Origin of the sequence: Pseudoduganella sp. R-32 (genome assembly GCF_049913245.1) — a bacterium.
Lineage (GTDB): Bacteria > Pseudomonadota > Gammaproteobacteria > Burkholderiales > Burkholderiaceae_D > Rugamonas.
In genome coordinates this window covers 1,343,871-1,369,746 of sequence record NZ_CP183987.1, presented here as the reverse complement: position 1 = coordinate 1,369,746, position 25,876 = coordinate 1,343,871, and the positions used below count along the sequence as shown (strand labels likewise).

Annotated in this window: 25 protein-coding genes and 1 pseudogene; 7 read left to right on the top strand and 19 right to left on the bottom strand. The window is 63.3% G+C overall.

Features of this window, described 5'->3' with window-relative positions; genetic code table 11:
• Positions 1-58: 58 nt before the first annotated feature.
• Positions 59-649 (bottom strand): acyl-homoserine-lactone synthase, encoded by a 591-nt coding sequence (locus tag ACN9MU_RS06380; RefSeq protein ID WP_426168634.1) that lies wholly within the window; start codon positions 647-649, stop codon positions 59-61.
• On the opposite strand from ACN9MU_RS06380, the pseudogene ACN9MU_RS06375 reads away from it, so the two are divergent.
• A pseudogene (locus ACN9MU_RS06375) lies at positions 552-962 on the top strand (hypothetical protein); the annotation flags it as partial. The gene ACN9MU_RS06380 and the pseudogene ACN9MU_RS06375 overlap by 98 nt on opposite strands.
• A gap of 66 nt (positions 963-1,028) precedes the next feature.
• Here ACN9MU_RS06375 and ACN9MU_RS06370 read toward each other — a convergent pair.
• On the bottom strand, positions 1,029-1,751 hold the full coding sequence (locus tag ACN9MU_RS06370; RefSeq protein WP_426168631.1) for a helix-turn-helix transcriptional regulator: 723 nt from the start codon (positions 1,749-1,751) through the stop codon (positions 1,029-1,031).
• Positions 1,752-1,938: 187 nt separating this feature from the next.
• Here ACN9MU_RS06370 and ACN9MU_RS06365 point away from each other — a divergent pair, with 187 nt between their 5' ends.
• The gene (locus ACN9MU_RS06365; RefSeq protein WP_426168628.1) at positions 1,939-2,511 is read left to right on the top strand and encodes an acyl-homoserine-lactone synthase; all 573 of its coding nucleotides are present in this window, start codon (positions 1,939-1,941) and stop codon (positions 2,509-2,511) included.
• Here ACN9MU_RS06365 and ACN9MU_RS06360 read toward each other — a convergent pair.
• From ACN9MU_RS06360 to ACN9MU_RS06340, 5 genes are all read right to left on the bottom strand, one after another.
• Positions 2,464-5,250 carry a M16 family metallopeptidase gene (locus ACN9MU_RS06360; protein ID WP_426321184.1) on the bottom strand — a complete coding sequence of 929 codons (2,787 nt, stop codon included), beginning with the start codon at positions 5,248-5,250 and terminating at the stop codon, positions 2,464-2,466. The two genes, ACN9MU_RS06365 and ACN9MU_RS06360, sit on opposite strands and share 48 nt — an antisense overlap.
• A 15-nt stretch (positions 5,251-5,265) precedes the next feature.
• Positions 5,266-6,966: an ABC transporter ATP-binding protein gene (locus tag ACN9MU_RS06355; RefSeq protein ID WP_426321182.1), complete on the bottom strand. Its 1,701-nt coding sequence runs from the start codon at positions 6,964-6,966 to the stop codon at positions 5,266-5,268.
• Between the two features lie 51 nt (positions 6,967-7,017).
• Complete coding sequence (gene lanKC / locus ACN9MU_RS06350) at positions 7,018-9,708, bottom strand: class III lanthionine synthetase LanKC (RefSeq protein ID WP_426344310.1); 2,691 nt, start codon at positions 9,706-9,708, stop codon at positions 7,018-7,020.
• A gap of 77 nt (positions 9,709-9,785) precedes the next feature.
• Positions 9,786-9,932 carry a hypothetical protein gene (locus tag ACN9MU_RS06345; RefSeq protein WP_426168616.1) on the bottom strand — a complete coding sequence of 49 codons (147 nt, stop codon included), beginning with the start codon at positions 9,930-9,932 and terminating at the stop codon, positions 9,786-9,788.
• A gap of 71 nt (positions 9,933-10,003) precedes the next feature.
• Positions 10,004-10,150 carry a hypothetical protein gene (locus tag ACN9MU_RS06340; protein WP_426168613.1) on the bottom strand — a complete coding sequence of 49 codons (147 nt, stop codon included), beginning with the start codon at positions 10,148-10,150 and terminating at the stop codon, positions 10,004-10,006.
• Positions 10,151-10,353: 203 nt separating this feature from the next.
• Here ACN9MU_RS06340 and ACN9MU_RS06335 point away from each other — a divergent pair, with 203 nt between their 5' ends.
• The 3 genes from ACN9MU_RS06335 to ACN9MU_RS06325 all read left to right on the top strand — a co-directional run bounded on the left by ACN9MU_RS06335 (position 10,354) and on the right by ACN9MU_RS06325 (position 12,521).
• Positions 10,354-10,755 carry a hypothetical protein gene (locus tag ACN9MU_RS06335; RefSeq protein WP_426168611.1) on the top strand — a complete coding sequence of 134 codons (402 nt, stop codon included), beginning with the start codon at positions 10,354-10,356 and terminating at the stop codon, positions 10,753-10,755.
• Positions 10,756-10,826: 71 nt separating this feature from the next.
• The gene (locus tag ACN9MU_RS06330) at positions 10,827-11,528 is read left to right on the top strand and encodes a hypothetical protein (RefSeq protein ID WP_426321177.1); all 702 of its coding nucleotides are present in this window, start codon (positions 10,827-10,829) and stop codon (positions 11,526-11,528) included.
• Positions 11,529-11,534: 6 nt separating this feature from the next.
• Positions 11,535-12,521 carry a hypothetical protein gene (locus ACN9MU_RS06325; protein ID WP_426344309.1) on the top strand — a complete coding sequence of 329 codons (987 nt, stop codon included), beginning with the start codon at positions 11,535-11,537 and terminating at the stop codon, positions 12,519-12,521.
• Here ACN9MU_RS06325 and ACN9MU_RS06320 read toward each other — a convergent pair.
• The 12 genes from ACN9MU_RS06320 to ACN9MU_RS06265 form a co-directional block, all read right to left on the bottom strand.
• Entirely contained in the window at positions 12,494-13,402 is a 909-nt protein-coding gene (locus tag ACN9MU_RS06320) for a pseudouridine synthase (RefSeq protein ID WP_426344308.1), read from the bottom strand. The two genes, ACN9MU_RS06325 and ACN9MU_RS06320, sit on opposite strands and share 28 nt — an antisense overlap.
• A 1-nt stretch (position 13,403) precedes the next feature.
• Positions 13,404-14,297 carry a M48 family metallopeptidase gene (locus ACN9MU_RS06315; RefSeq protein ID WP_426168601.1) on the bottom strand — a complete coding sequence of 298 codons (894 nt, stop codon included), beginning with the start codon at positions 14,295-14,297 and terminating at the stop codon, positions 13,404-13,406.
• Between the two features lie 19 nt (positions 14,298-14,316).
• Positions 14,317-14,928 carry a methionine biosynthesis protein MetW gene (metW, locus tag ACN9MU_RS06310; RefSeq protein WP_426168599.1) on the bottom strand — a complete coding sequence of 204 codons (612 nt, stop codon included), beginning with the start codon at positions 14,926-14,928 and terminating at the stop codon, positions 14,317-14,319.
• On the bottom strand, positions 14,925-16,082 hold the full coding sequence (gene metX, locus ACN9MU_RS06305) for a homoserine O-succinyltransferase MetX (RefSeq protein WP_426321167.1): 1,158 nt from the start codon (positions 16,080-16,082) through the stop codon (positions 14,925-14,927). Before metX ends, metW begins: the two co-directional genes overlap by 4 nt.
• Before the next feature lie 27 nt (positions 16,083-16,109).
• Positions 16,110-17,858: a phosphoenolpyruvate--protein phosphotransferase gene (gene ptsP, locus ACN9MU_RS06300; protein ID WP_426323695.1), complete on the bottom strand. Its 1,749-nt coding sequence runs from the start codon at positions 17,856-17,858 to the stop codon at positions 16,110-16,112.
• 18 nt (positions 17,859-17,876) lie between these two features.
• The gene (locus ACN9MU_RS06295) at positions 17,877-18,146 is read right to left on the bottom strand and encodes an HPr family phosphocarrier protein (RefSeq protein ID WP_055928627.1); all 270 of its coding nucleotides are present in this window, start codon (positions 18,144-18,146) and stop codon (positions 17,877-17,879) included.
• 11 nt (positions 18,147-18,157) lie between these two features.
• Entirely contained in the window at positions 18,158-18,559 is a 402-nt protein-coding gene (locus ACN9MU_RS06290; RefSeq protein ID WP_426168596.1) for a PTS sugar transporter subunit IIA, read from the bottom strand.
• A 2-nt stretch (positions 18,560-18,561) separates the two neighbouring features.
• The gene (gene gshB, locus ACN9MU_RS06285) at positions 18,562-19,512 is read right to left on the bottom strand and encodes a glutathione synthase (RefSeq protein ID WP_426337005.1); all 951 of its coding nucleotides are present in this window, start codon (positions 19,510-19,512) and stop codon (positions 18,562-18,564) included.
• A 139-nt stretch (positions 19,513-19,651) separates the two neighbouring features.
• On the bottom strand, positions 19,652-20,950 hold the full coding sequence (gene gshA, locus ACN9MU_RS06280; RefSeq protein WP_426321162.1) for a glutamate--cysteine ligase: 1,299 nt from the start codon (positions 20,948-20,950) through the stop codon (positions 19,652-19,654).
• 168 nt (positions 20,951-21,118) lie between these two features.
• Positions 21,119-22,672 (bottom strand): ammonium transporter, encoded by a 1,554-nt coding sequence (locus ACN9MU_RS06275; RefSeq protein WP_426168588.1) that lies wholly within the window; start codon positions 22,670-22,672, stop codon positions 21,119-21,121.
• A gap of 11 nt (positions 22,673-22,683) precedes the next feature.
• Positions 22,684-23,022: a P-II family nitrogen regulator gene (locus ACN9MU_RS06270; protein WP_028102386.1), complete on the bottom strand. Its 339-nt coding sequence runs from the start codon at positions 23,020-23,022 to the stop codon at positions 22,684-22,686.
• An 11-nt stretch (positions 23,023-23,033) separates the two neighbouring features.
• Complete coding sequence (locus tag ACN9MU_RS06265) at positions 23,034-23,795, bottom strand: TorF family putative porin (RefSeq protein WP_426168585.1); 762 nt, start codon at positions 23,793-23,795, stop codon at positions 23,034-23,036.
• A 190-nt stretch (positions 23,796-23,985) separates the two neighbouring features.
• Between ACN9MU_RS06265 and ACN9MU_RS06260 the strand changes: the two genes are divergently transcribed.
• Together ACN9MU_RS06260 and ACN9MU_RS06255 are read left to right on the top strand one after the other, a co-directional pair.
• A complete protein-coding gene (locus ACN9MU_RS06260; RefSeq protein ID WP_057261060.1) occupies positions 23,986-24,228 on the top strand; it encodes an accessory factor UbiK family protein in 243 nt (80 codons plus the stop codon).
• A 68-nt stretch (positions 24,229-24,296) separates the two neighbouring features.
• Positions 24,297-25,817 (top strand): YifB family Mg chelatase-like AAA ATPase, encoded by a 1,521-nt coding sequence (locus ACN9MU_RS06255; RefSeq protein ID WP_426321159.1) that lies wholly within the window; start codon positions 24,297-24,299, stop codon positions 25,815-25,817.
• Positions 25,818-25,876 lie beyond the last annotated feature (59 nt).

Below are 25,876 nucleotides of genomic sequence, written 5' to 3'. Positions count from 1 at the left end.
TGGAATTGGTCGCCACAGTGTAGGGGCGGCGCCGCTGCCGGCGCCACTGGCAGATCTGCTAGTTCAGCAAGGTGGTGCGCGCCAGGCCAAGCGATTCCATCGACGCTTCGATGTCGACGTAGATGGCGACCGCGCTCTCGCGCCCCATGGTGAGGGGAGCGCCAAGGCGGCGGGTGACCAGGCCGGCGCGGCGCAGCATGCGCTCGATCGCCGTGGCCGTCACGGTGACATACTGGGACACGCCGTGCCGGTGGCCGTAGCGGATGATCTCGGCGATCGACTGCATGGTCATGGCGGAAAATCCGAAGCTCGATACGCCGTCGGCCTCGACCGCGAAGCGGCTCAGCTCCCAGACCTGCGGGTCTTCCGGCGCCGGCTGGCCATGCAGGAACTCCGGGAAGGTGTCCTTCAGCATATACGGACCTGTGGTCGGCAGCAGGCGCCAGCAGCCGCGCAGCATGCCGCCCTCCTCGCGCATCATCATGTAGTAAGGGTCCATCGCATCGTAGCCGTCGATTTCCATGCCGCTCAGGACCGGCACCTTCCAGCCCATGCGCTCGCTGAATACCTTGGCGCGCAGGCGGTGCATGGCAAACAGGTCCGACTGCAGGAAGGCGTTGCGTTCCGCGATTTCGATGTTCAGCTGCATGATGGCTCCTTGTGGTGGGATCGAAGAGCCTTCATTTTTATGCACCATGCATACGGCGGGAACTAGCAGATCTGCTAGCTCGACGGCGCGGCCGCCGGTGCTAAGCTTGAACCCCGATCCCTTCAGGAACATCACCCCTATGAGCCGAATTCCCGCGCGGCTGGCAAGGCGCGCCGTCAGTGAGCAATTGCGCTGGCTGCGTTTATCCCGGCGCGAAACCCAAGGCGAGTTCTGGGCCCAGTTCGGCGTCACCCAGTCGCAAGGCAGCCGCATCGAACAAGGCAGTTGGGTGCCGGCCCCGCTGGCGATCCTGCTGTCGCTCTACCTGGACATGCACATCAGCGAAATCGACCTGGCAGCCGCGCGCCGCCGCGCCTCCTTATTCGGGCGTGACCAGGCCGGCCGCGATGGATTTGACAATGGCCTGCTGGCGCGTGCTGACATCGAACTTGCGCATGATGTTCGCAAGGTGGAAGTTGACGGTGGCTTCCGAGCGGCCCAGGATGCGTGACACTTCCCACGATGACTTGCCGGCCGCCACCCACTTCAGGCATTCGAGCTCGCGCGCCGTCAGCTTGACCGCCGGCGCCGGCGCCCCCTTGGCAGACGTGAACTTGCGCGCCGATTCCTGGGCGTAGTCGCGGATCAGGGACAGGCTGGCCAGCGTGTCGAGCTGGCCGGCGCCGGCCGTGCGCTGCTGCTGGTCGCTGACGAAACTCAGCATGCCGAATTCGCCGGAGCGCCCGTGCACCGGCAGGGTCACGCCCGAGCGCAAGCCATAACTGGCCGCCTGCTCGTAGAACTGCTGCTGGCGCTCGCCCTGGAAACTGGCCGGCTGCCAGATGATGGGCAAGCCGCTGCCAAGGCAATGGCTGACCGTCGGATCCACCGCATGCAGCTGCAGCTTGTCGTAGGCGGCGCGCCATTCGCTTGGGTAATTGCTCACAAGAAAAGCCGATTCCAGCGGCTGCGCCTTGTTGGGCACCACGCCGAACAAGGAATATTCAAAACCCAGTTGGGCTGCAAGCTCAGCCAGGGCTTGCGCCCATTGCGTATCGCTTTGCGCCTCCATCAACGTGTGCAGTTGGTCCAGTTCCAGCACCTTGCCTCCCCTTCGTCCGCACCCAGCTTGCCAATTGAAAATAGAGATTATTATTTAAGCAATACCAACATTCAATCACCAATGTAGCTTTTTGTCAACGAACCGAGGGAACTAGCAGATCTGCTAGTTCCCGCCGTATGCGACGCGCATAAAAATGGTCCTGTCACTTCAACCAAAGGAGCCAGAGATGCCGCTGCAAATCGAAATCGCCGCCCGCCGTGCCTTCCCGAAATCGACCCTGGTCGCCATGCACCAGATGCGTGCCCGCGCCTTCCGCGAACGCCGCGGCTGGGATGTCTCCGTGCTGGGGGGCATGGAGATCGACGGCTTCGACGCCATCGATCCCCACTACATGCTGTTGCGCGAAGAAGGCGGCCTGCTGTGCGGCTGCTGGCGCCTGCTGCCGACCGATGGCCCGTATATGTTGAAGGATGTGTTTGCCGAGCTGCTGGGCGGCCAGGCGGCGCCGAACGATCCACAGGTCTGGGAGCTCAGCCGTTTCGTGATGGAGGGAGAAGGTGCGGCGGGCTTCGGCTTTTCCGCGCATACGCTGCAGTCGATCCGCGAGGTCATCGCCTTTGGCGAGCGCCAGGGCATCGCACAGTATGTGACGGTGACCACCACGGCCGTCGAGCGCATGCTGCGCCAGGCCGGCCTGGTGCTGCGCCGTTTCGCCCCGCCGCGCGAGGTCGGGGTCGAAACGGCAGTGGCCTTATGGGTTGACGTTGCCGCTTCCCTGCGCGCGCTGCGCCAGCATTGAAGGACGAAAGTCGCCCGCCTTCACCACGGCCAGGCTGTCCGCTGCCGGCAGCCGCGCCGCCGCCTGGTTGACTTCATCCAGTGCCAGCCCGGCCACGCGCGCTTCCAGCGCCCGGTCGAATTCCATGGTGCGTCCCAGCGACAGGTATTCCGACAGCATGCCGGCCAGGCCCGCATCCGCATTGCGCGCCACCTGGCGGGCCTGGGCCCAGGCGAGCTTGGCGGCGTCCAGTTCGGCCTGCGTGAAGCCCTGCCGCGCCGCGCGGCCCAGTTCTTCCAGCAAGGCCACTTCCACCTTGCCGCTGTTTTGCGGCGCACTGCTGGCCGTCGCCAGCCATAGCGCGGCGCCGTCGCGCGCCGGCACCAGCAGCTGCGACCCGACCGTGTAGGACAGGCCCTCCGCGTGGCGCAGGCGGTCGGCCAGGCGGCTGCGCATGACGCCGCCGCCCAGCATATAGTTGGCTATCAGCATGGCCGGGAATGCCGCATCGTCATCGCGCATGGCCAAGGGATAGGCCGCCATCACTACGCTGCTGGCCTTGTCCGGCGTGTCGATCTGGCGCCGCGCACCGGGCACCGCCTGGTAGGCGCGCGCCATCCTGGCATAAGGCTGGGCCGAGCGCCAGTTGCCGAACAGCGCCGCCAGCTGCTCCTTCAGCTGCGCCGCATCAAAATCGCCCACCGCCGCCAGCGTCGCATCCTGCGCGCCGTACAACTGGCGGTGGAACGCGCGCACCTGCTCCAGCGTGACGGTCTTCTGCGCCGCCGCGCTGTCCGGCAGGGCCGGCGTGTGCAGCGGGTGGCCCGGCGGAAAGGGATTGAGCAGGCGCTGGAAGGCATTGGCTGCCAGGGCTTGCGGTTCGCTTGCAGCCTGCTCGGTACGCGCCACGCGTTCGCGCTGGTACTGCAGGAATTCCTGCTCGGGGTAGGCCGGGCGCTGCAACTGCTCGGCCACCAGCGCCAGTACGGCCGGCAGGTGCTCGCGCACGGTCTGCACGGACACGCTGGCGCTGTCGGCGCCGCCCTGGAAGCTCACGGTCGCCTGCAAGGCATCCAGCGCGTCGCGCAACTGCTGGCGCGAAGTCGACTGGGTGCCCATGGCCAGCAAGGCAGCCGCGAACGGTCCGACCTCGCTCTTGCCATGCAGGCTGGCTTCGCTGCCCAGGCGCAGCTTCAGCGCGAGGTGCACCGTGCCGCCCTTGCTGGCTTTGGCCAACAGCGCCACCTGCATGCCGTTCGCCAGCGCCAGCCGCTCCACCCGGGCTTCGATGGCAGCCGGGCTGGCCTCGAACGCTTCCCCCTGGCGCACGGCAGCGCGCCCGTGGTAGTGCTCGAGCGCCGCTTCCAGCGCGGCACTGGCAGGCACTTGGACCCGCTCCGGCTGTTCGGTGGGAATGAAGCGGCCCAGCGTCCGGTTGCTGGGCCTGAAGTATTTCTCTGCCACCGCCTGCACCGCAGCGGCATCGACCCTGGCGATGCGGTCGCGCTGCAGGAAGAACAGGCGCCAGTCGCCGGCTGCCAAGGCATCGGTCAAGGCCAGCGACAGGCGCGCACTGTCGGCCGATGTCTGCTCGAAACCTTTCAGCAATTGCTGGCGCGCGCGCGCCACCTCGGCTGCCGTCACGGGCCGCTCGCGCATGCCTTCCAGCACACGCAGCAGCGCCTCCTGGGCCGGCTCGAGGGCGGCATCCTTGGCCACCACCGCCCCGAGCTGCAGGAAGCCGGGCTCGCGCGTCGCGCTGTCCACCAGCTGCAGCCTGGTGGCCAGGCCTCCGGCCACCAGTGCCTGGTGCAGGCGGCCTCCCGGCGCGTCGGCCAGGATGCGCAGCAAGACTTCCAGCGCAGCCCCGTCGCTGTGGCCGGCCGGCGCGATGTGGTAGCCGGCGCTGACCAGCTGCACGCCGCCGCTGCGCCGCACTGTCACGCTGCGCTCGCCGTCCTGCGCCGGTTCCACCGTATAAGTGGCAGGCAGGGTGCGGGCCGGGCGCGGGATCGCGCCAAACGCCGCCCGCACCTGCTGCAACGCGGCCTTTTCCTCGAACTGCCCGGCCACCACCAGCACCGCATTGTCCGGTTGGTAGTAGCGCTGGTAGAAGGCGCGCAGGCGCTCGATGTCGACCTGTTCGATATCGGAGCGGGCGCCGATTGCCGCCTTGCCATAGTTATGCCAGTCGTAGGCCACGGCCCGCACCCGTTCGCCGGTAACCCGCAACGGGTCGCTCTCGGCCAGTTCGAATTCGTTGCGTACCACCGTCATTTCCCCCTTGCCGGTGTGCGGGTTCCACAGGTCGTCGCGGGCGATGGCGGCACCGCTCATGCGGTCCGCTTCCAGGTCCAGCATGCGCGCCAGGTTGCTGCCGCCGGCGGGAAACGTGGCGTGGTAGCTGGTGCGGTCGTACCAGGTGCTGCCATTGAAGCGGGCGCCCATGCCGTTCAGCAGTTGCAGCGGCGTCGGCACGCCGTCCTTGCCGCTGAACTTCTGCGAAGGCCGGAACAGCAAGTGTTCCAGCAGATGGGCCATGCCGGTTTCGCCGTAGTTTTCATGGCGCGAACCTACCTGGTAGACGATATTGGTGGTCACGGTCGGCCGCGACGGATCCGGCGCCAGCAGCACCCGCAAGCCATTCTCCAGGCGGTATTCGGTAATGCCCTCGATCGAGGCGCCCGGCTGCACGCCCGGCGCGGCGCCGGCCGGCGCCTGCAGGCCGGCAGCAAGGGTGAGGATGGCGATCAGCTTCATGGCGTCCTTTCAGGGTCAGGCGGCTTCACGGCTGAACTGCATGCCGGCCGCGGCTTCCAAGTGCACCACGGCGTCGGCGCGTTCGATGGTGCTCATGCGGTGCGCCACCACCAGGGTGGTGCGGTTGGCTGTCAGGCGCTCCAGTGCCGCATGGATCAGGGCATCGGTCTCGCCATCGACGGCGGAGGTGGCCTCGTCCAGGATCAGGATCGGCGCATCGCGCAGCAGCGCACGGGCGATGGCAATGCGCTGCCGCTGGCCGCCGCTGAGCTGCACGCCGCGCTCGCCGACTGCCGTGTCATAGCCATCCTTCAGGCCGCGGATGAAGTCGTGTGCGTTGGCGTCGCGCGCCGCCTGCTCCACCTCGGCGTCGGTGGCATCCGGCCGGCCATAGCGGATGTTTTCGCGTACCGAACTGGAGAACAGGAACACGTCCTGCGACACCATCGAAATGGCCGAGCGCAGCGACGCCAGCGAATATTGCGTGATGTCGATGCCGTTGATGCAGATGGTGCCGGAGGTTGGCGCATAAAAGCGCGGCAGCAGGCCCAGTAGCGACGATTTGCCGATGCCGCTGCGGCCATGCAGCGCCACTGTCTGGCCCGGCAGGGCGCGGAAGCTCACCTTCTCCAGCACCGGCACCGAATCGTGGTAGCGGAAACTCACGTCCTTGAACTCGATGGTGGCGCGGCGCGCGGTGAACTGCTGGCCCTGCCAAGGGTCTTCCGTTTCGGTCGGCTCGGCCAGCAGTTCGAACACCCTGGCCGAGGCGCCCAGCGACTGGTTGATCGTGGAATACTGCTGCGCCAGCACGGTAATGCTCTGGTTGACGCCTTGGGAATACAGGAAGAAGGCCACCAGCGAACCGACCGTCATGCGGCTGGCCAGCACCTCGGTGGCGCCATACCAGAACAGGACGATGGTCGAGACCACGGTCAGCAGGGTCACGATCGCCATATAGCTGGCATCGGCGCGCCGCCCCTTGCCGGCCATCTCCAGGTGGCCGTCCATCTGGTCGGCAAAGCGCGCCACGTCGCGTCCGTCGGCGCCGAAGATGCGCACCACATGCGTGCCTGCCACGGTTTCCTGGGCATACGCCACTGCGCCCGACAACGATGCCTTGATCTGCGCCGAGACCTGGCGGAAATACGGGCCGTACAGGTTGGCCACCACCGTGGTGGCCGGGCACAGCGCCAGCACCACCAGTCCGAGCCGCCAGTTCATGTACAGCATCACCACGCTGGCGCCCACCAGCTGGGCCAGGTTGATGGTGCCGTTGACGGTCAGGTTGGTGACCACGTTGCGGATTTCCGGGGCGTCGCTGTACAGGCGCGAGATGAATTCGCCGATCCGGTTGCGGTGGTGGTAAGCGATCGGCAGCCGCTGGTAATGCCGCAGCAGGGCAACCCGGATGTCGTTGGTGATCTTGTCGCCCGTCAGCTGCAACAGGTACTGGCCCCAGAACGCCAGGCCGGCACGCAGCACGAACACCCCGACCAGCAAGATCGACAGCACGTGCAGGCCAGAGCGGTCTTGCGTGGTCACCAGCTGGTCGAACAGGTGCCGGATGCCAAGCGGCAGCGTGAGCTGGATGGCGCCCGCCAGCAGGATGAGTAGCAGGCTCAGCATAATGCGCCCGGCAAAGCGCCGGCCAAAGGGCAGCATCTGTTTCAGGGTCGCCATCACGCCCGGCGCTTGCTCAGTCTTGATATCCATGATTGTCTTCCGAAAAACTGGCAGGCCGACCAGCGGCCTGCGGTTGAGGGATTAACGGTCTTCTGCAGGCCAGCCGGGCAGCAGGCTGTCCACCGTCAGCGATGGGCCGCAGCGCGTCAGGTGGCGGTGCAGGACCAGCGCGGTGCCGGCGCTGCCGGTGCCGAAATCGCAGCTGATGCGGCCCAGCGATTCGCCGGGGAAGGCCGTGCCGGCCTCTTCTTCCAGGGCGTACAGCATGACGCCCGAGAACAGGCGCGCCACGCTGCTCTCGGCCTGCTCGCGCCAGCGTTCGAAGCGGGTCAGGTCGAGGAACAGCTCGGCAATGCCGGCCAGGCCGAAGAAATAGCCCGGGTAGATCGCATACTTGCGGTCGGCATCGATGATGGCGCGGTCGATGATGGCGGCATACTCTTCCTTGCCGGTGACGTGCCAGTAGCGCAGCAAGGTGCGGGCAATGCCCGAACTGCCCCAGCGCCAGTACGGCGTCAGCGAGGGCGTGGTGTCGCGCGCCAGCCAGCTCAGGCCGCCATCTTCATTGCCGACGCCGCCGGCGATGACCCAGGCTAGCCCTTCCTCGCCCGCCTGCAGGAAGTCGGCGCGCCCGGTGGCCAGGTGCAGGTACAGCAGGAAGGCGCTGATGCCGGCCGCCCCGTGCGCATAGCTGGCGGACAGGCCAAGCGGGGTGCGCCAGGCACACTGTCCTTCCGCCATGGCCTCCCGGCTTTGCAACAGGTATTCGCCGGCGCTGACCGCTGCCGCCAGGTACTGCGGCTCGCGGAAGTGCTCGAAGAAATGCAGCTGCGTCATGCCCCAGCCGGCGGCGCCATGGTAGACGTCGGCACTTTGCTTGAGGTAAGGATGCTGTTCAGCCAGCGCCAGGGTGGCGCGCGCCCGCTCTTCCTCGCCCAGTTCCAGCCAGAACCAGGCAATGCCGCTCAGGCCGCTGTACAGGCCGGGCGAGTAGGCGTCGCGCTTGAGCGGGATGCGCTTGATCCAGTCCAGGACCGCGCTGTCCACCCTGCCGCGCACGCGGTGCTGCACCAGGGCGATGCCGCAGGCGCCATGCGCCAGGCTGAGCGGGTTGGAGGAAAACACTTCCGGATCGGCCGGGAACAGGCGGTCATAGCGCTCGAAGTCGGCGGTGGAATCGATATAGCGCATCATCTGCTCGAGCATGGCGTGCGCGCCTTCCGTGCTGAAGGCATCGCTGCGGATCACCGGCGCCGGCAGGCTGTACGGCTCGACCAGCGCCTGCGCCACTTCCGCCAGCGCCGGCCGCTGGTCGCGCGGCGACATCAAGCCCTCGATCACCTGGCGCAGGCGGGCGGGCAAGCCGAAGTCGGCGCTCATGGCGTCGAGGAAGCGCTTATGGGCGCTGCGGTCCAGGGTCAACAGCATATTCATGGGGAACAGGCCGGCCATCATCAGTGCGCCCAGCGCGTACAGGTCGTCATCCGACGAGGTGACGCCGCGCGAGCCGAATTCGTCCGGCGAGAAGCCGGGCGTGAACAAGTGGGCGGCCAGGTCGACCTGGGCTTCGTGCGCCCCTTCGAAGTCGATCAGGCGCACCTTGATGGCGTCGCTGTCCGGCTGTGCGCTGATCATCACATTGGCCATCGACAGGTCGCCGAATACGATGTGGCGACGATGCAGTTCCTGCACGATGGCCGTCAGCTGGCGGAATACTTCGCAAAAGCGCGTGAAGAATTTCTGGCCGGCGTCCGGCTCCGGCCGCGTGCGCAGGCTGAGCGACACCGCGCCCATATAGCTGCGGAAGTCGCGCGCGCCGTCGAGATAGGTTTCAACCAGGTAGGCGTGCTCCCAGTCGAAGAAGAAGTCCACCGTCTGCGGCGCGATATCGAGCCCGTTCAGGCAGCTCAGGATGCGGTGCTCTTTTTTCAGCAACTGCACCGCGTCCAGGCCGCGCGTCGAGACATTGGTGAAGGGGCGTGCTTCCTTGATCACCACGCGCTGCCCGTCGACGCGGTCGGTGGCCAGGTAAACGCCGCCGGAATTGCTGTAGGCCAGCACGGAGTCGATCTTGTAGCGGCCCTTCTTCAGCGTACCTTCTTCGCCGCCGTCCTGCATGTGCTGGTCCTGCTGGAACGGATCGACCACGCCTGCCGGCAGGTTGAAGAATGGCGTGCGCTCATCGCGCACATAGTTGCCGTCCTGGTCGAGGATGACGTGGGTCTTGCTGCCGTCGGTGCCGATGCGGCGCGTGCTGCGCAGGCCGCCGTAGCGGTAGTACACCACCTTGCTGTCCTTGTAGCGGCGATCGGACAGGATGTAGGGGCCGTGGAAGCCGATGGTAGCCTGGTGCAGCGCTTCGAGCAGGCGCTCGCATTGCTCGGCGTCCTTGGGATAGATGGCCATGAACTTGCCTGCCGCGCCGCGCGACCAGCGCTTGCCAAGCGACAGGCTCAGCAGCATTTTGTCGGCGACGAACTTGAACGGCACATTCGCCTGGACCAGGATGGCGGCGGCAGTATTCAGGATCGCCGGTGCGTGCGCGGGAGTGGCCGACAGGTGGATTTTCCAGCCCTGGTCGGGGTACTGGTATTGCGGCGGCATGCAGTGCATCCACAGCTCGTGACGCTGCATGACCCAGTCCTGCGGCAGGCGGCGCTTCAGGCCAAGGCAGAAGTCGTCGTGCTGCGCCTGGTAGCGTGTCAGCGTTTCATAGTATCTCTTGTCCGCCAGCGAATAAATGAATTTGTCCTTGATTACGAATTCTGACATGTTGTGCCTACCAAGCTGAAGATGATTGGGAAGAGGAAAATGCTATCGGCGGCCTCGTGCCGCCTTGCCGGGATTGCTCAGAGTGCGATGAATTCTTCGCCCATGAAGCAGGCGCATTCGCTCGGGGTCGAGCAGGCGCAGCACTGATTGCTGCTGGTGCTGCTGGAGTCTTCGTCGAGACCTGTTTTGATCGACAAGCCCTGGAGGTTGAGGATGCGGGACATGGTTCTCTCCTGTATGGCGCAGACAGCGGCGCGACGTCCGCGCCACTGCCTGCCGGTGGTCGACGCTTGCCTTAGATGGCAACCACTTCGTCGCCCATGAAGCACAGGGCAGCGCTGGCGGTCGAGCATGCGCAGCCGTTGCCGCTGGAGGTGCTGCCGCCGTCTTCGTCGATTGGGCGGTAGGAGGTCATGGCTTGCAGGTTCAGGATACGGGTCATTTTATTTCTCCATAAAGTTAATAGTGGTTTGGTTTGCTGCTGTCGCTACGTTGTGTGTGTCGACGGAATGAAGTTTATGGAGATGGCGCTTCGCCGATAACTAGCAGGAATATGGGGTTGACAGGTCCGGCAGGCGCTAGTAAATGCGCGTACGCGAGCCTCTCCCTTACAATGGCGTATTACCTGCACAAAACGGCGACCCCATGAAAAGCGTATTAGTCCTGTTCCTGCTGACCATCAAGAGCAGCTTTATCAACGACGAAGAAACCGAAGCCACCGACGAGCAATTCGACACGATCCAGTTCGTGCAGACGGACAAAGGCACCTGGCGCTTCAAGACTTTCGCCGAAGACGAAGACGTGCACCTGTGGAGCATTGAAGCCGACGGCGACCTGGTCGAACTGGCGATCGAAACCACCAACCGCCACTACGGCGACGTGATCGACGAAGCCTTCATCATCGAGAGCGATGACGGCGTGGAAGGCTTGCGCCGGGAGCTGAAAAAGCAGGGTCTGAGCGACAACCTGCAAATCTCCCCGAAAGGCCCGCTGTTCTGGGCTCCTCCCGGCTCGAGCTACAGTCCAAAATCCGCACCGGCGCACTGAATCCAATAAAAGCGCCGATTCCCGCCCTAGTTGTTTAAAATGCCAAACTTTAAACAACTATTGCGCTGGCCATGAATCAAGTCCTGACACCGTCAAACGAAGAAAACAGCAGTATCGACAAGATCGCCCTCGCCAAGCAGCTGGCGGGCGATGTCACCCGTGGCGCCGGTGCCGGCATCGTGCGCACCGTGCTGGCCGTGCTTGCTGCGGTGATCGTCAACGCACTGGGCGTCACGCTGTTGTTCCGCAGCGAACTCGGTAGCAGCCATGGCTCGGCAATGATCTACGCTGCCTTCGTCGCAGCGCCCTTCATGATCGCGGTCGGCATGACCGGCATGATGGCGTATAAGCTTGGCTTGCAGGGCATCCTGGCGCGCGTCGTGGAAAGCCAGTCGGGCCTGATCGCCCGCTTGGGTGCAGGAATCCTGGAGAGCTTCCTGCGCAGCGTCAATTACGAACCGGGTCGCCCACTCTCTGAAAAATTCCTGAGCGGCTGGCGCGGCTTCCTGAACCTGCAATCCGGCCTGCCCAAACCGCTGCCATGGCTGCTCGCCAGCCTGACTTCGCGCATCCCCCTGGCCGAAACCATTACCGAAGTGGCCACCACCGGCATGACGCTGCGTGAAGTCGCCCATGCAGCGATGACGCGCACGATTTCGGAAGGTGCCGCCGGCGGCCTGCGCCCATCGAACCAAGCCTTGTTCATCGCCCTCGCAATCCAGTTCGGCATGTGGTTCCCTATCGGCCTGCTGGTTCGCTACATGTTCGGCTAAGACTGCATGAAACAAATTGCAGCTCTCGCACTGCTGGCGGCCAGCGCGGCACACGCTGGCGATGCCCTGCCGATCCATGGCGCATGGACCGGGAAAATCGGCAACAGTGGAATCAATGCCTGCTTTACCGATTCTGATTCGCATTACTTCTACCTGAAGCACCTGCACGGCATTCCGCTTGAAAAGGCGGAAGGAGAGGCCGATTCCTGGAATGAAGAGGTACAGGGCAAGGCCACTGGCAAATGGAAAATTACCAGCGTCACGGCCACGCAATTGACCGGCGAATGGATAGGCGCAGGCAATGACAAAGGCATGCCGATACAGTTGTCGCGCCTTTCCGCACTGGCAGGCGGCGATTGCGGTCCGGATTTCTACGCACCGATCGCTGCTGCCAACAAACCGCGCTACAGCAATGGGCAAATCGGCAAATTGGCACTGCGCATCTCCCACTCCCCGCTTGGCGAGAGCTTTAATCTGGTCGGCAGCAGTGAGCCGCTGCGCAAGATTAACGACTACGTCGCACACTGGGAGGAAGAGCGCATCACCCAGGCCAATTTCTGCGAACGCAATGGTGGCGGCGGCTGGCAGGACAACCTGACTGCCGGCAAAGTGCTGGCCAACTACCTGCTCGTGAACGTCGATGCGCCCGACGTCTATTGCGGCGGCCCGCATACCACTTCGTCCCACTCCACGCTGATCTTCGACCTGGCCACTGGCGAGACGGTCGAACCTTCAAGTTGGCTGGCCGAAAGCGGCGAGATTGAAGAACCACTGCGCAAGCTGATCATGAAGAAAGCCAACGTCTGCGACAGGCTGGAGCCGTCCATCATTCCATCGAGCCCAAGCGCAACAGGCCTGAGTTTCGACCTCGATTACCCGCATTTCCATCGCGACTGTAACGAGACCATTGAGATCAGCTACGCGAAGCTGGCGCCCTTCCTGTCGCAGGAAGGCAAGGAGCTGGCTCAAAGAGTGCGTTTGCTCTCGAAGTAACGCCAGTCGCCTGTCAGGGGATCGGGGAAACCGATCGCCTTGGCCAGCAGCTTCAGTGGCGAAGACACGTCGTCCTGCTTGCACGGCAGTGCGACGGGATAGAAGACGTCGTTCACGATCGGGATCCCCAGCGAAGACAGGTGCACACGCAACTGGTGCTGGCGGCCGGTGTGCGGCCAGAGGCGGTACAGCACATGCTCGCCGCGCTGTTCGATTACGTCGATCATGGTTTCCGAATTCGGCTCGCCCGCTTCTTCCTTCATGGTGAAGAACTTGTCGCCCTCCACCATGCGGCTGCGGTAAACGAAAGGGAATTCGCGGCCCGCCAACGGCCCTGCCAGCGCTTCATATTCCTTTTGCACCAAGCGCTTCTGGAACAGCGACTGGTAATCGCCGCGGCTGCGCGCATTGCAGGAGAAGATCACCAGCCCCGCCGTTTCGCGGTCGAGCCGATGGATCGGCACCAGGTCTTCGATGCCCAGCTTGCGGCGCACGCGCACCAGCAAAGTCTCTTTCACGAAGCGGCCGGACGGAATCGTCGGCAGGAAGTGCGGCTTGTCGACCACCACGATATGCTCGTCCTGGTGCAGCACTTCCTCTTCAAACGGAATCGGGAATTCGTAATCCAGCTCGCGGTAGTACCAGATACGCGCTCCGCGCACATAGCGCGATGACGGCTGCACAGGCACGCCCTTGCCATCCACCACGTCGCCGCGCGCCATGCGCTCACGCCACTGGGCATCGGTCACGGCGGGATAGTTGGCGGACATGAAGGTGATCATGTCCGGCCAGTCCCCCTCCGGCAGCCACAGGTAGCTGGGCGTGACGCCATCGCGCATCGGCAATGGCGGCGCGCCCGAGGCTTGCTTCGGGCGGGACATCTCAGGACTTCGGCAGCGGGGAAGTCTGGTAAGGCGGCAGCTTGTTCACGTCCAGGCCGCGCACGCGGGCATACACCGGCAACACGAGGGGCATCTGCTTCTGCATGTCCTGGATGCGCGAATTGCCGCTTGGGTGGGTAGACAGGAATTCCATCGGCTGCTGCGCATTGACGGCGCCCATTTTCTGCCACAGCGCGATGCCTGCGCGCGGGTCGAAGCCGGCGCGGGCGGCCAGGTCGATGCCTACCAGGTCGGACTCCGTTTCATCCCCGCGCGAGAACTTCATCACGGTCAGCTGGCCGGCCACATTGGCGCCGGCGTCGGTGATGCGCGGGTCGATGCCGAGGTAGGACGACAGCACCGCACCACCCAGCTTGCTGGCCAGCGACACGGCGGTCGATTGCACGGCACGCTTGCGGGCGTGCTCGCGCAGGGCGTGGGCAATTTCGTGGCCCATCACCATCGCCACTTCGTCATCGGTCAGGTTCAGTTTAGTGAGGATGCCGGTGAAGAAGGCGATGCGGCCGCCCGGCATGCAGAAAGCGTTGACCTGGTCGGAGTTGAGCAGGTTGACTTCCCATTGCCAGTTGGCGGCGGATGGATTCCAGCGCTGGGCATTGGGCACGATGCGCGCGGCAATAGCGCGCAGGCGCTTCACCTGCGGGTCGGATTCCGGTACCAGCGCTTCCTTCTGCTTGGCTTCATTCAGCAGTTGGGAGTACTGCAGCTTGGACTGCTGGTCCATTTCCTGCTCATCAGCGAAGACGCGCAGGCGCGAAAGCTTGGTGACGGGGATGCCGTCAGCTTTGGGATTCATCGGCGCAGGCGCCTGCGCGGACGAGGCGGCGCTGGCGGCCAGCGCCAGCGCGATAAGAGTGAACTTGAACTTCTTCATGGCTTTAAGATAACACAGCTTAACTGGATTGCTTTTTCCGGAGACGGAACACGGCGAGGTCGCCGCGCAAGTTAGGCAGTACCGAGACGGTTTTGCCCTCGGCCAGCGCCACGCATTCGATCACTTCCAGCCCCACTTCTTCCGCCAGCTCCTGGAAGTCGTAGATGGTAGCGCAGCGCACGTTCGGCGTGTCGTGCCACTGGTAGGGCAGCGACTTGGAGACCGGCATGCGGCCTTTCAGCAGCGCCACGCGGTGCGGCCAGTAAGCGAAATTAGGGAAGGACACGATGGCTTCGCGGCCCACGCGCACGATGTCGCGCAGCAGGTCTTCCACGTGCTTCATCATCTGCAGCGAGGACAGGCACAACACCGTATCGAAGGAGTTGTCGCCGAAGATGCCCAGGCCGTTTTCGAAGTCCTGCTGGATCACGCGCACGCCGCGCTGGGTCGACGCCAGCACCTGGTCGTCCGCCAGCTCCAGGCCGTAGCCGGTGCAGCGCTTGTCGGTCTGCAGGTAATCCATCATCACGCCGTCGCCGCAGCCCACGTCGAGCACGTGGGCGCCTTCGCGCACCCAGTGCGCAATGAAGGCCAGGTCTGGACGGGCGCTGCTCAGGTCATCGAAAGTCATGCTGCTTGTTCCTTGTTCGTTTCTTTCCACACTTGCTCGTAGTAGGCGCGCACCATGTTCATGTAGCGCGAATCTTCGAGCAGGAAGGCGTCGTGGCCGTGCGGCGCATCGATTTCGGCGTAGGTCACCTCGCGGCGGTTGGCGAGCAAGGCCTGCACGATCTCGCGGCTGCGCTCCGGCGAGAAACGCCAGTCCGTGGTGAAGGAGGCGAGGAAAAACTTGGCTCTGGTGCCCGCCAATGTCCTGGTCAGGTCGCCGTCGAACTTGCGCGCCGGGTCGAAGTAGTCGAGCGCCTTGGTGATCAGCAGGTAGGTATTGGCATCGAAGTACTCGGCGAACTTGTCGCCCTGGTAGCGCAAGTAGGATTCGATCTCGAAGTCGATGCCGAAGCCGAACTTGTAGTCGCCGCCGCTGGCCGCGATGTCGCGCAGCTTGCGGCCGAATTTCTCGGCCATGTCGTCGTCCGACAGATAGGTGATGTGGCCGATCATGCGCGCCACTTTCAAGCCGTTCTTGGGTACTACGCTGTGTTCGTAGAAATCGCCGCCGTGGTAATCCGGATCGGACAGGATGGCCTGGCGCGCCACGTCGTTGAAGGCAATGTTTTGCGCCGACAGCTTTGGCGTGGAAGCGATCACCAGGCAGTGGCGCAGGCGCTCAGGGTACATGATGGACCAGGCCAGGGCCTGCATGCCGCCAAGGGAACCGCCCATCACGGCGGCGAACTGCTGGATGCCCAGCTGGTCGGCCAGGCGCGCCTGCGCGGCGACCCAGTCTTCCACCGTCACCACCGGGAAGGCGGCGCCGTATGGCTTGCCGGTTTCAGGATTGACGTGCATCGGTCCGGTCGAGCCGAAGCAGGAACCGAGGTTGTTGACGCCGATGACGAAGAATTTGTCGGTATCGAGGGGCTTGCCCGGACCGACCATATTGTCCCACCAGCCGACGTTCTTCGGGTTATCCGCGTAGTAGCCGGCCACGTGGTGCGAAGCATTCAGCGCGTGGCACACCAATACCGCATTGGACTTGTCCGCATTCAGCGTGCCATAGGTCTCGTACATCAGCATGTAGTCGCGCAGGGACGCTCCGCTCTGTAGCTGAAGGGGTTCCGCAAAGTGCATGGTCTGCGGCGAGACGATTCCAATCGAAGGCATGTGAATCCGGTTGTAAAAAAGTTGGTGTTACAGGGCTTGCAGGGCGTTGACTGCGTCGGCAATCGTTTCGGGGTCCATGCTGCGCATGATCTTGCGCATTTGCGGCGCAATCTGTTCCAGGTCGCTGTTCAGGATTTCCTGCTTGACCGCCAGGAGCTGCGACGGGTGCATCGAGAACTCGCGCAAGCCCATGCCCAGCAGCAGGCGGGTCATCTTGCTGTCGCCCGCCATCTCGCCGCATACGGCCACTTCGATGCCGGCCTTGCTGCCGGCAGCGATCGTCATCGCAATCAGCTGCAGGATGGCTGGATGCAGCGGGTCGTACAGGTGCGCCACTTCATAATCGACGCGGTCGATCGCCAGCGTGTACTGGATCAGGTCATTGGTGCCGATGGACAGGAAGTCCATCTTCTTGACGAACATCGGCAGCGCCAGCGCGGCCGCCGGGATTTCGATCATGGCGCCGACCCGCACTTCAGGATCGTACTTCTCCCCCGCCTCGTCCAGCTGCGCCTTGGCGCGTTTGATCATGGCCAGCGACTGGTCGATCTCGAAGGCATGCGCCATCATCGGGATCAGGATGCGCACCTTGCCATGCACCGAGGCGCGCAGGATGGCGCGCAACTGGGTCAGGAAAATTTGCGGCTCGGCCAGGCAGTAGCGGATGGCGCGCAAGCCCAATGCCGGATTGAGCGCGGTGTGCTCCATCTGGTCCAGCGGCTTGTCGGCGCCGATATCGAGCGTGCGGATGGTCACCGGACGCCCCTTCATGGCCAGCACTGCCTTGGTGTACTGCTCGTATTGTTCGTTCTCGGATGGCATGTCGCCATCGCGGCCCATGAACAGGAATTCGGAACGGAACAGGCCAACGCCGTTGGCGCCCGACTCCATCGCGTGCTCGCAGTCTTCCGGCAACTCGATGTTCGCCATCAGCGCGATCTGCGTGCCGTCCCTGGTAACGGCCGGGGTCTTTTTCAGCTTGCCCAGCTTCTTGCGGGCGCGCATCGCGGCCAGTTGGCGCTCGCGGTACTGTTCCAGCACTTGCGCGCTCGGGGTGACGATCACCACGCCGGCATCGCCGTCGATGATCACCCAGTCGTCCTGCTGGATCAGGGTCGATGCCTGCGACATGCCGACCGCCGCCGGAATGTCTAGCGACCGGGCCACGATGGCGGTGTGCGAATTCTGGCCGCCGACATCGGTCACAAAGCCGATGAAGGAACGGTCGCGGAACTTGAGCATGTCGGCCGGCGAGATATCGTGGGCCACCACGATCATCTTGGCCAGGAATTCATCGCCTTCGAGCTCGGCCTGCATTGGCAGCAGCGGTTCGCTGCCCATCAACACTTTCAGCACCCGCTCGGCCACTTGCTGGATATCGGCCTTGCGTTCCCGCAGGTAAGGGTCTTCGATTTCGTCGAATTGGGCCGACAGCTCGTCGATCTGGGTCAACAGCGCCCATTCGGCGTTGTAGTGGCGGCTGCGGATGATATCCAGCGGCGCCTCGGAGATCATCGGGTCCGACAGGATCAGCGCATGCACGTCGATGAAGGCACCCAGCTCGGTCGGGGCATCCTTCGGCAGCTCGTTCCACAACGTCTGCAGCTCGCGGTGCACGGCAGCCAGCGCCTGCTGCAGGCGCTTCACTTCCGCTTCCACGTTCTCCTCGGAGATCAGATAGTGCTTTACATCGAGCGCCGCCGGCGCAAGGATGTGCGCGCGGCCGATCGCGATGCCTCGCGAAACCGGAATTCCGTGAAGGGAGAACGATGCCATCGGGCTGCCGTCCCGCATTTACTCGCCTTCGCCGAACTTGTCGTTGACCAGTGCGGCCAGGGCGTTGATGCAATCCTGTTCATCGGCGCCGTCTGCTTCCAGCAGGACTTTGGCGCCCTTGCCGGCAGCCAGCATCATCACGCCCATGATGGACTTGGCGTTGATGCGGCGGCCGTTACGCGACAGCCAGACATCGCTCTGGAATTTGGCTGCCAGTTGGGTGAATTTTGCAGAAGCACGTGCATGCAATCCGAGCTTGTTGATAATTTCAAGTTCTTGCTGAATCATGTTTTGTTTGTTTAATTGACTCGGATACGGTTATCGACCTTGACCGCGCCATTCTGCGCACCGGCCAGGGCCATTTCCACTACTACGTCCAGCGTATCGGTACGGTAGGTGATGGCGCGCAGCAGCATGGGAAGGCTGATGCCCGCAACCACCTCGACCTGGCCCGCATCGGCCAGCTTGTTACAGCAATTGGCGGGCGTGCCGCCCTTGATATCGGTCATCACTAGCACACCGGCGCCCGTGTCGAGACGCTTGATGGCTTCGCGCGCCAGCTGCTGCACTTCGTTCAGGTCCTGGTCCGCCACCACGTCGATCGCCTCCAGTTTTTCAACCGGGGCCCGGAACACATGCGCTGCGGCGGCCAGGAAAGCCTGGCCCAGCGGCGCGTGTGTCATCAATAAAATCCCTACCATGTTTATCCTTGCTTGCCTGCCCGGGCTTCCACCGCATCGATGAACATGGACGCTACCTGGAAGCCGGTCTGCTGGGTGATCTCCTGGAAGCAGGTCGGGCTGGTGACGTTCACCTCGGTGAGGTAATCGCCGATCACGTCTAATCCTACCAGCAAGAGGCCGCGCGAAGCCAATTCCGGGCCCAGGGCCTCGGCGATTTCGCGGTCGCGCTGCGACAGCGGCTGGGCCACGCCGGTACCGCCGGCAGCCAGGTTGCCGCGCACTTCGCCCGCCTGCGGGATGCGCGCCAGGCAGTAAGGCACCGGTTTGCCGTCGATCAGCAGGATGCGCTTGTCGCCCTTGACGATGTCGGGGATGTAGCGCTGCGCCATGATGGTGCGCGCGCCATGCTGGGTCAGGGTCTCGATGATGGAGCCCAGGTTCAGGCCGTCAGCCTTGATGCGGAAGATGCCGGCGCCGCCCATGCCATCCAGCGGTTTCAGGATCACGTCGCCGTGTTCGGCCTGGAAGTCGCGCAGTCGGGTTTCGTCGCTGGTCACCAGGGTTGGCGCGGTGAACTGCGAGAACTGCGCGATCGACAGCTTCTCATTGTGGTCGCGGATGGCGGACGGCTTGTTGAAGACCTTTGCGCCCTGTTGTTCCGCCAACTGCAGCAGGTAGGTGCCGTAGACGTACTCCATGTCGAACGGCGGGTCCTTGCGCTGGATCACCGCGTCGAAGGCGGCCAGGCTGGTGTCTTCCGAAGGCGCCGCCTTGTACCAGTCGTGCTGGTCGCCGGTCAGCTCGATGCGCGAGACATGGGCCGTAACCTTGCCCTCCTTGAGCGCCATGTGGCGCTGCTGGAAGGCATACACCTCATGTCCCCGGCGCGCCGCCTCGGCCATCATGGCGAAGGTGGAGTCCTTGTAGATCTTGAAGCTGGACAGCGGGTCGGCGAGGAAGGCGATTTTCATGGATTAGTCCAAAAATGTAACAACTGATTCTAGCTTAAAACCGGTAAAACCGTGTCTGACCCACAGGGTCAGACACGTTGCCAGCAGCGGCTGCGTCTTAGGTGTCAGACCCTGCGGGTCTGACACCGGTTTACCGGTTTTAGTAAACCTCCGGATCCGGATCCGTACGCTCCATCTCAAGAGAAGCCGCCAGCAGCGCCAGCCGCGCCACTACCCCATACACATAGAAGCGATTCGGCGCCGCAGTCCCCGGCTTGGCCTTCACGTCCGGCACCGCATGCTGCTGCGCGAACGCCAGCGGCACGAACTGCGATCCCGGCGCATTCAGGTTCTGGTCCGGCCCCTTCTCGCCGTGCACGCGGTAGAAGCCTCCCACCACATAGCGGTCAATCATATAGACAACCGGCTCTGCAAACGCCTCCTTGATGCTCTCGAAGGTCGGCACCCCCTCCTGGATATTCAGGTCGGTCACCGCCTTGCCATCCTTGATCACGGTCATGCGCGCGCGCTGCTCTTCCGATAGCTCTTTGAGCTCAGCCGCGTCACGAATGGTGATGATGCCCTTGCCATAAGTACCAGCATCCGGCTTGATGATGACGAACGGCCTTTCCTTAATGCCATATTCCTTGTACTTCTTACGGATCTTGGCCAGTACCGCATCCACCGAAGACGCCAGGCACTCCTGCCCCTCCCCGGTCGCCAGGTCCACCGCCCCGCACTTCGCGTGGAAAGGGTTGACCATCCACGGATCGACGCCAATCAGCTTGCCGAACTTCTTCGCCACCTCATCGTAGGCATTGAAGTGATTGGACTTGCGGCGCACGGCCCAGCCGGCATGCAAAGGCGGCAAGAGGCTTTGCTCGTGCAGGTTGGTCAGGATGTCCGGAATACCGGCCGACAGGTCGTTGTTCAGCAAGATGGTGCAAGGATCGAAATCCTTCAGCCCCAGGCGGCGGCCGTTCGGCGAGCGCACCAGCGGTTCCACCACCAGCATATTGCCGTCAGGCAGCGCCAGCGGCGTCGGCTGGGTGACGGAGGGGTCCAGCGAGCCAAAACGGACATTCAGCCCGGTCTGGCGGAAAATCTGCATCAGGCGCGCCACGCCCTGGAAATAGGTCGGGTGGCGCGGCTTGATTTCCGGGATCAGCAACAGGTTGCGGGCATCCGGGCAGTATTTGTCGATCGCCGCCATGGCCGCCTGCACCGAAAGGGGGAGCATTTCGTTGGCCAGGTAATGGAAGCCGCCTGGGAACAGGTTGGTATCCACCGGGGCCAGCTTGTAGCCGGCATTGCGCAGGTCGACCGAGGCATAGAACGGCGGGGTATGCTCCTGCCACTCGAGGCGGAACCACCGTTCAATGGCTGGGGTCGCGGCAATGATCTTTTCTTCAAGATCCAGTAACGGCCCGGTCAGGGCCGTGACGAGATGGGGAACCATGTGACTTCCTTGCGGGTTGGTATTTGCAGACTCTCCATTTTGGGGCAAAACCGCCAATTAAAAGATACTTTGGAACAAAAAAAAAGCCCCCGAAAGGGGGCGTGCGATGGGTCAGGCACCTGACAAGACATGGCGCAGCCATGTTTTGTTGGGTGCCTGACCCGGACTTCAAGCGTGGTACGCCGATTCGCCGTGGCTGGTGATATCCAGACCTTCGCGCTCCTCCTCTTCCGGCACACGCAGGCCGATCACGATATCGACCAGCTTGTAAGCCACAAAGGCCACAACAGCCGACCAGATGATGGTCACGCCAACGGCAGTCGCCTGGGTAATCACCTGGCCGCTGATCGAGTAATCAGCACTTGCCTTGTTGGCAACGTAGTCAAATACACCCTGGCCGCCCAAAGATGGTGCGGCGAACACGCCGGTCAGGATCGCACCCAGGATACCGCCCACGCCGTGCACGCCGAACACGTCCAGCGAGTCGTCCGCACCGATCAGGCGCTTCAGGCCATTCACGCCCCACAGGCAGATGATGCCAGCCAGCAGGCCGATCGCCAGTGCACCCATCGGACCAACGAAGCCGCAAGCCGGGGTAATCGCCACCAGGCCGGCCACTGCGCCCGACGCGCCGCCCAGCATGGAAGGCTTGCCCTTAAAGATCCACTCGCCGAACACCCACGATACGGTTGCGCAGGCGGTTGCCAGCAGGGTGTTGATAAACGCCAGGGCAGCGATGTCGCCTGCTTCGAGTGCCGAACCGGCATTGAAGCCGAACCAGCCCACCCACAGCAGCGAAGCGCCGATCATGGTCATGGTCAGCGAGTGCGGAGCCATGGAGTCGCGGCCGTAGCCAACGCGCTTGCCGATCATGATTGCGCCCACCAGGCCTGCAACAGCGGCGTTGATGTGCACCACAGTGCCGCCGGCGAAGTCCAGCGCGCCCTTCTGGAAGATCCAGCCAGCCTTCGCAGTTTCGGTCGCCAGGGTCTCGGCGTTGGTGATCGCGTCAGGACCGGTCCAGAACCAGACCATGTGGGCGATCGGCAGGTAGCTGAAAGTGAACCACAGCACCATGAAGGCCAGCACGGCGGAGAAGCGCACGCGCTCGGCAAACGCGCCGACGATCAGGCCGCAGGTAATGGCGGCAAACGTGCCCTGGAAGGCGACGTAGATGAACTCAGGGATCACAACGCCTTTGCTGAAGGTCGCCGCCACCGAGAACGCACCTTTGGCTGGGTCGTAAATGCCGGCCAGCAGCGAGCGGCTGAAGCCACCGAAGAAGGCATTACCTTCGGTGAAAGCAATCGAGTAGCCATACAGGCACCACAGCACGATGATCAGCGCGAACACAAAGAATACCTGCAGCAGCACCGACAGCATGTTCTTCGAGCGCACCAGGCCGCCATAGAACAGGGCCAGGCCGGGGATCGTCATCATGATCACCAGCAGCGTCGCCACGAACATCCAGGCGGTGTCGCCCTTTTGCGCTACCGGCGCGGCTGGCGCAGCAGCCGGGGCGGCTGGGGCCGCAGCAGCGGCTGCCTGGGCAGCGGCAGCATCAGCCGACGCAACGCCAGGTGCGGCCGCAGGTGCTGCAGCGGTTGCAGCGGCAGCCGGCGCTTCGGCCGGCTTGGCATCTTGAGCCAGCACAGGCAGAGCTGCGCTGAAAGCCAACAGGACAGTCACCCCCGCCAGCCATTTCTTAATGGTCTTGTGCATCACGGTTCCCCTTACAGTGCTTCGTTGCCGGTTTCGCCGGTACGGATACGGATTACTTGCTCCAGCGACGAGACGAAAATCTTGCCGTCGCCGATCTTGCCGGTGCGCGCGGCATTCTCGATTGCCTCGATGGCCTGGTCGACGATCGCGTCGTCAACGGCAGCCTCGATCTTGGTCTTTGGCAGGAAGTCGACCACATATTCCGCGCCGCGATACAGCTCGGTGTGGCCCTTCTGGCGGCCGAAGCCTTTGACTTCGGTCACCGTAATACCTTGCACGTTGATCGCCGACAGGGCTTCACGCACCTCGTCGAGCTTGAACGGCTTGATAATGGCGGTAATCATTTTCATACGAGTGCCTCTTAGAAGGTTTTGGACACGGTCAGCACCACGCCGCCCTTGCCCAGGTTTTTGCCATTGGTCGGCGCGATATAAGCGTCGCTGTTGGTCTTGATATAGGCCAGCGCAACGGATGCCACGCCGAAGTCCTTGGTGGCACCGACTTTCCAGTCGGTGTAGCTGAAGGCGCTGCTGTTCTTCACCTTCTGGCGGCCAACATGCAGGTTCAGGACGATGCCTTCATACACTTCCTGGTTGACGGAAGCGTCGATGTAGGTGCTGTGCTTGCTGTCGGCGAAGCCGAACAGGTTGCTCAGCGAATGCGAGTACTTGAGGGTGGCCGGGCCATAGCCGACCTGGCCATACAGCTCGCGGGTATTGGCGCTCGGATGCAGGTCGTTGGATGGATACACGTAAGCCAGGAAGCCCACGTCGTAGCTGACGCCAGGCGCGATTTCGCCGCGCTTGCCGCCGTACAGGTCCACTTCAACCGAAGCATCACCGCCGCCGTCCTTGACCCACTTGATGGTGGATGCCCAGGCGCCTGCATAGAAACCGGTCGGGTTGTTGACCCAGTCGGCGCCGCCTTGCAGCGCCGGTTTCAGGCGGGTTTGCGAGATACCACGGTAGCGGTAGTCGCTGGTGACGGCCGCGTTATAGCTGATCTCATTGTCAGGCTTCGCCTCGGGTGCGGCATCGGCCGCTTGGGCCAGGCCGGTTCCCATCGTTGCCATTGCGAGTGCGACTGCAGCGGTGAGACCCAGCTTCTTGCTCTTATGAATCATGGCGATTTCCTTTTGAGTGAACTTTTATTGCGGTTTAAAATTCAGTCTGAAACATAGCTTTCTTGCTTATTAGCAGATTGCGTGCCAGCTAGAAATCGTGCAGGAGTTGAAGTTAAGACAGCTTTCCGCACCATTTAAAGCCAAAGCCGCACCGTTGTGGTGCGAAATCTCACACATCAGGAATAAAAAAATGGACATGAACGCCTTCTTCAATGACCTGCAGCAGAAGGTCAACCAGGTCATCGAAAACTCGCCGGCCAAGGATATTGAAAAGAATGTCAAGGCGATGATGACCCAGGGTTTCGCCAAGCTTGACCTGGTGACCCGCGAGGAATTCGACATCCAGGCCCAGATGCTGGCCAAGGCCCGCGCCAAGCTGGACCTGATGGAATCGCGCCTGGCCGAACTGGAAGCCAAGCTGGCCGACAAGTAATCCCCTTGCGCTAGCTCAAACGGGCGGTGGCGCCCGAGGCCTACGATGTCGTAGACCGGGAGGCCACCATGAGCATCGCAGTCATCAAGAGCCGCGCCTTGGCCGGCATGCAGGCGCCGGAAGTCAGCGTCGAAGTCCACCTGGCAAACGGCTTGCCCGCCTTCGCGATCGTCGGCCTGGCCGACACCGAAGTAAAGGAATCGCGCGACCGGGTGCGCGCTGCCATCACGAACGCCGGTTTCGAACTGCCCCAGCATCGCATCACCGTCAACCTGGCCCCGGCCGACCTGCCTAAGGAATCGGGGCGTTTTGATTTGCCGATCGCCATCGGCATCCTCGCCGCCTCCGGCCAGATTCCTTCTTCCTCGCTGGAACAATTCGAATTTGCCGGCGAATTGTCGCTGACCGGAGAACTGCGCCCGATTCGCGGCGCCCTGGCGATGACATATGCCATGCAGCGCTCCGCCGGCGGCTCCGGCCGCGGCTTCATTCTTCCTCTCGCCAATGCCGACGAAGCCGCGCTGGTTGCAGGCGCGCGCATCTACCCTGCCGCCACCTTGCTGCAGGTATGCGCTCACTTCGGCCTCGATCCAGATGGCAGCTTTGCCCTCCCCCGCCACGTGGCGCAGCCCTTGCCGCTGCCGCCATCGATTCCGGATTTTGCCGACGTTAAGGGACAGATCTTCGCCAAGCGCGCAATGGAAGTGGCTGCTGCCGGGCGCCACTCGGTGTTGCTGGTCGGCCCGCCCGGTGCCGGCAAGACCATGCTGGCCACCCGCTTCGCCGGCCTGCTGCCTTTGATGACCGACGACGAAGCGCTGGAAGCCGCCGCCGTGCAATCCCTGATCAGCGGCTTCACCGTCGAAGGCTGGAAAGTGCGCCCCTTCCGCGCGCCGCACCATACCTCGTCCGGCGCGGCCCTGGTCGGAGGCGGCAGCGTGCCCCGGCCGGGCGAAATCTCGCTCGCGCACTGCGGCGTTCTCTTTCTCGACGAACTTCCCGAATTCGATCGCCGTGTGCTGGAAGTCCTGCGCGAACCACTCGAGTCGGGCCGCGTCACGATCGCCCGCGCCACGCGGCACGCCGACTTCCCCGCCCGCTTTCAGCTAATCGCCGCCATGAATCCCTGTCCCTGCGGCTACCTCGGTCACCCTGCCGGTCTATGCCAATGCACTCCCGACCAGATCCTGCGCTACCAAAGCCGCGTATCGGGGCCCCTGCTTGACCGCATCGACATGCAGATCGAAGTCGGCCCCGTACCACCTGACATCCTGCAAGCGGACGCAGTGGGTGAACTATCAGAAACCATCGCCGCCCGGGTGCACGCGGCCTTCGAGCGCCAGATCGCCCGCCAGGGCAAAACCAACCAGCAACTGACGCCACGGGAAATCGACCGTTTCTGCAAGCCGGATTCCAGCGGCCAGGCTGTGCTGCGAGCGGCCATGCACAAGCTGCACTGGTCGGCCCGCGCCTATCACCGCGTATTGCGTGTGGCCCGCACCGTGGCCGACCTGGACGGGCAGAAGCAGATCGGCAGCAAGCATGTCTCCGAAGCGATCAACTTGCGCCGCGCCCTTCGGCAACTCTAAGTTTCAAATGTAATTCCACGTAAATGCGTGGTTTTAGCGGCGGTTTCTTCGCTAGAATT